At 55.2% G+C, this 458-nt stretch carries 1 rRNA gene (running past one end of the window); it reads left to right on the forward strand.

Going from position 1 to position 458, the window contains the following annotated elements:
• Positions 1-27: 27 nt before the first annotated feature.
• Positions 28-458 (forward strand): 23S ribosomal RNA (locus DK872_RS09760) (it continues 2,631 nt past the right edge of the window).

Consider the following 458-nt stretch of genomic DNA (forward strand, 5'->3'; position numbering starts at 1 on the left):
ATCGGAAGAAACATCTTCGGGTTGTGAGGTTAAGCGACTAAGCGTACACGGTGGATGCCCTGGCAGTCAGAGGCGATGAAGGACGTGCTAATCTGCGAAAAGCGCCGGCGAGGTGATATGAACCCTTGACCCGGCGATGTCCGAATGGGGAAACCCGGTGCACTACGGTGCATCATCACAGCATGAATCCATAGTGCTGTGAAGCGAACCGGGGGAACTGAAACATCTAAGTACCCCGAGGAAAAGAAATCAACCGAGATTCCCCCAGTAGCGGCGAGCGAACGGGGAGGAGCCCAGAGCCTGAATCAGCATGTGTGTTAGTGGAAGCGTCTGGAAAGGCGCGCGATACAGGGTGACAGCCCCGTACACAAAAGCGCATGTGCTGTGAGCTCGATGAGTAGGGCGGGACACGTGGTATCCTGTCTGAATATGGGGGGACCATCCTCCAAGGCTAAATA

Source organism: Kosakonia sp. MH5, from assembly GCF_009935945.1.
GTDB lineage: Bacteria > Pseudomonadota > Gammaproteobacteria > Enterobacterales > Enterobacteriaceae > Kosakonia > Kosakonia radicincitans.